This window comes from Bacillus sp. JJ1474, assembly GCF_036965225.1.
In the GTDB taxonomy this organism is placed as follows: Bacteria; Bacillota; Bacilli; order Bacillales; family Cytobacillaceae; genus Cytobacillus.
On record NZ_JBALPC010000081.1, the window covers coordinates 17,217 to 21,494 of the forward strand.

Here is a 4,278-nt window from a genome sequence, read left to right on the forward strand (position 1 = left end):
AAAAAAAAATGATTAAATATACAATATGGTTAATGAAGGGAGAAGCTATGAACGTTTCAATTATTGGAACAACGGGATATGGGGGAGCAGAGCTGCTGAGGATATTACATAGGCATCCTGAATTTAAAATACAATCAATCCACTCATCTAAGAAAGATATCCCGATTTGGAAAGAATATCCCCACCTCTTTGAAATCATTGGTGACAACTTGCAAAACATTAATTCAAGTATGATCGCTGAACAATCAGATATAGTTTTTCTTGCTACGCCATCGGGAATTTCCGGACATTTAGCTGCTGATTTTGAAAATAAGAATATAACCGTTATTGATCTATCTGGCGATTTAAGATTACCAGCAGAGACATATAAGGCATGGTACAAACATGAACCTGTAAATGAATCTTTGTCTGCCAAAGCCGTCTATGGACTTTCAGAATGGTACAAAGAAGAGATTAGAGCTTCCAGATTAATCGCCAATCCTGGATGTTACCCGACTGCTACACTATTGGGCCTGGCCCCAGTCGTAAAAGAAAAGCTGATTAATCCATCGAGTATTATAGTCGATGCCAAATCAGGAGTATCAGGTGCCGGCAGATCATTAGCCCGAAATACTAGTTTTTCAGAGGCAAATGAGAACTTTAGAGTTTATAAGGTTAATGAACACCAGCATACGCCTGAAATTGAGAAACAGCTTTCAAGATGGAATAACGATATAAGTCCAATTACCTTTACAACACATCTATTGCCAATTACGAGAGGAATCATGATCACAGCCTATGCTCAATTATCAGCAGATCTAAATACCTCCCAACTGCTAGAGTTGTATAACGAAACTTACCGTGAAAATCCGTTCATTCGCATTAGGCCGGAAAATACATTTCCATCGGTAAAAGAGGTGGCTGGCTCCAACTACTGTGATATTGGTCTTCATGTCGATCCAAGGACCGGAAGATTAACGATTATTTCTGTTATTGATAATTTAATGAAGGGTGCAGCAGGGCAGGCTGTGCAAAATGCAAATATTATCTGTGGTTTTGAAGAAACGGCAGGTTTAGATTTTATGCCAATGTATCCATAAGGAGGAAGAAGAAATGCAAGCTGTTACTCAATCTGTATCCATAAAAGAGGTTAAAGGAGGAAGTATCATTTCTCCAAAAGGATTTAATACTTCCGGGGTGCATGCAGGTTTAAGGTATTCAAAAAAAGATCTAGGGATTATTATTAGCGAAATTCCAGCAAATTGCGCTGCTGTTTATACGACTAGCCATTTTCAGGCAGCACCATTAAAAGTAACACAAGAAAGCATTGAAGTGGAGAAAATGCTGCAAGCAGTGGTTGTTAATAGTGCTTGTGCAAATGCTTGTACCGGGGAAAAAGGAATAAAAGACGCTTTCCAAATGAGAAAATGGACAGCAGAAAAATTTGGATTAAAGGAGCACTACGTAGCAGTCGCATCAACGGGAGTTATTGGTGAGTATTTGCCAATGGATAAGCTTGAAATCGGGATTCAGAATTTACAGCCGGATAACGACTCTAAGCATGGTGAGGACTTTCAAACAGCGATTCTAACTACAGATATTGTGATGAAGAATTGTTGCTACAGCGCAGTTATTGATGGTTTAACGATTTCAATGGGCGGGGCGGCTAAAGGCTCTGGGATGATCAATCCGAATATGGCTACAATGCTAGGCTTTATAACTACAGATGCTCATATTGAAAGTGAACATCTTCAAGCTGCTCTAGGGCTTGTTACAGATACGACATTTAATCAAATAACAGTTGATGGGGATACATCGACAAATGATATGGTTCTTGTAATGGCCAATGGAATGGCCGGAAATAAGTCATTAACACCTAATCACCCTGATTGGGGAAAGTTTGTGCAACTACTTTCGAAGACATGTGAAAGCCTAGCAAAGCAAATCGCGAAAGACGGCGAAGGGGCAACGAAATTAATTGAAGTGGATGTAAAAGGTGCAGAAAGTGATCTTGAGGCACGACAAGTAGCTAAGCAAATTGTAGGGTCAAACCTTGTGAAAACAGCAGTATATGGAGAAGATGCTAACTGGGGAAGAATCATCGGAGCTATAGGTCAGTCAAAGGTTCGTATAAACCCTAATACTGTCGACATTACGATTGGGCCAGTTACAATGCTTAAGAATAGTGAGCCACAGCCATTTTCAGAAGAAGAGGCAAGCGAATATTTGCGCAGCCAAACAATTCATATTTATGTTGATCTTCACCAAGGAACTGGAGCAGGTAAGGCCTGGGGCTGTGACTTAAGCTATGATTACGTCAAAATTAATGCAAGTTACCGTTCGTAAGGGGGAAGTCACATGAAAACAATCGTTATTAAATGCGGTGGAAGTGTGATGGATGAACTAACCCCAATATTTTTTGAAAGTTTAATAGAGTTAGAAAAACAAGGCTACCAGCTTATATTCGTACACGGGGGAGGACCTGATATTAATAAAATGCTTGATCTTTTTCAGGTCCCTCATGAATTTGTTCAAGGGCTTCGTAAGACAACTTCACAAGCTCTTGAAATTGTCGAAATGGTTTTGTCTGGTCAGACAAACAGAAAACTAGTAGCTAAACTCCAGTCTTATGGATTAAAGGGTTTTGGTTTAAATGGAAGTGACGGAGGGGTCTTGCAAGGGGAGTTTCTTGACAAGGAGCAGCTTGGATTTGTCGGTGATGTTACGAAGGTGAACAAAGAGGTAATCACCATGCTTTTGCAAGACCGATTTATTCCTGTCATTACGCCAATTGCAGTTACCGAAGATGGAGCAAAGCTAAATATAAATGCCGATTTTGCTGCAGCAGCTGTAGCAAATGCATTAGAGGTTGAACATTGTATTTTTGTCACAGATGTAGATGGGATTATGATTGATGGCAACATCGTGCTTCAAACAAATACTGAAGAGATAGATAGATACATTAATGAAGGACAAATCACTGGCGGAATGATTCCCAAGGTTAAATCAGCTGTAGCCTCTATCGAAAAAGGAATAAAAAGTGTGATGATTGTTTCAGGAAAAAAGAGATTTTTTGATGGTTTACAATGGATTGGAACAGAAATCAATGCCAAAGAGAGGGTATTAAAATGAGCCATTTATTTCCGACATATGCCCGTTGGGACGTTGAGCCAGAGCAGGCAGAAGGCTGTGTAATGATAGATAAAAACGGAAAAAGATATTTGGATTTTACAGCAGGAATTGGAGTTTGCAATCTAGGCCATCGCCCTGAGGTCGTGCAAAAAGCAATCAGCAGCCAACTGGACCGATTCTGGCATGTTTCCAATTTATTTATTCAAGGGGAGCAAGAGAAGGCTGCAAAACTGCTAGCTGAAGGTGCTAAGATGGATTTAGTATTTTTTTCAAACAGTGGTGCTGAAGCGAATGAAGCGGCAATTAAGCTCGCTAGAAAAGCTACTGGCCGAAAGAAAATCATTACCTTTACGAATTCTTTCCATGGACGGACTTTTGCCACCATGTCGGCAACAGGACAGGATAAAATAAAAACCGGTTTTGGTCCTATGCTTGAAACATTTGTCTACTTGCCTTTTAATGATTTAGATGGATTTAAAGAGGCGATGGATAACGAAACAGCTGCCATAATGCTTGAAGTTGTTCAAGGTGAGGGCGGAATTCATATTGGAAAGCAAGAGTTTTTACAGGGTGTTCAGGAATTATGTAAAGAGTATAATGCCCTTTTCATTATTGACGAAATTCAAACTGGGATTGGGCGGACAGGTGCACCGTTTGCATTTCAGCAATTTAACTTAACACCTGATATTGTCACCTCTGCGAAAGGGTTAGGAAATGGCTTGCCAATTGGAGCAGTAATCGGGAGAAAGGAACTAGAAACAGTCTTTGGACCTGGAAGCCATGGGTCAACCTTTGGCGGAAATCCCCTTTCAGTTGCTGCGGCTATTGCTACAATGGAAACTATATTTCAAGAGGAATTTTTACAGAATGTCCTAAACAACAGTCAATATCTGTTAAAGAAAATATGCAGTGATTTAGGTTCATTAGAAGAGATTAATGAAATTAGAAATCTTGGCTTCATGTTCGGAATTGAAACGTCTATTGATTTGCCTGTTTTATTAAAGGAACTTAGGGAAAATGGATTGTTAGCCCTGCCAGCAGGCAGTAATGTATTACGGCTTTTGCCGCCTTTAACGGTATCAATTTCCGAAATGGATGAAGCAGTAAATATAATTAAAACAGTAATAAAAAAATTCTCTAAAACAGCCGTATAGGTTGATAATTTTT

At 39.6% G+C, this 4,278-nt stretch carries 4 protein-coding genes; all 4 read left to right on the forward strand.

From position 1 onward, the window contains the following. Positions 1-1,079: N-acetyl-gamma-glutamyl-phosphate reductase (gene argC / locus V7164_RS12140; RefSeq protein WP_335354215.1), on the forward strand; the 1,079-nt coding region annotated here is incomplete at its 5' end. Positions 1,080-1,092: 13 nt separating this feature from the next. Further along, a complete protein-coding gene (gene argJ, locus V7164_RS12145) occupies positions 1,093-2,325 on the forward strand; it encodes a bifunctional ornithine acetyltransferase/N-acetylglutamate synthase (protein WP_335354216.1) in 1,233 nt (410 codons plus the stop codon). 12 nt (positions 2,326-2,337) lie between these two features. After that, entirely contained in the window at positions 2,338-3,111 is a 774-nt protein-coding gene (gene argB / locus V7164_RS12150) for an acetylglutamate kinase (RefSeq protein WP_335354217.1), read from the forward strand. After that, a complete protein-coding gene (locus V7164_RS12155; protein ID WP_335354218.1) occupies positions 3,108-4,265 on the forward strand; it encodes an acetylornithine transaminase in 1,158 nt (385 codons plus the stop codon). Before argB ends, V7164_RS12155 begins: the two co-directional genes overlap by 4 nt. The last annotated feature ends 13 nt before the right edge of the window (positions 4,266-4,278 follow it).

Bases quoted from the DNA above. Each gene is read 5' to 3' on its own strand.
- argJ (WP_335354216.1), top strand. From the start codon at position 1,093: ATGCAAGCTGTTACTCAATCTGTATCCATAAAAGAGGTTAAAGGAGGA.
- argB (WP_335354217.1), top strand. From the start codon at position 2,338: ATGAAAACAATCGTTATTAAATGCGGTGGAAGTGTGATGGATGAACTA.
- V7164_RS12155 (WP_335354218.1), top strand. From the start codon at position 3,108: ATGAGCCATTTATTTCCGACATATGCCCGTTGGGACGTTGAGCCAGAG.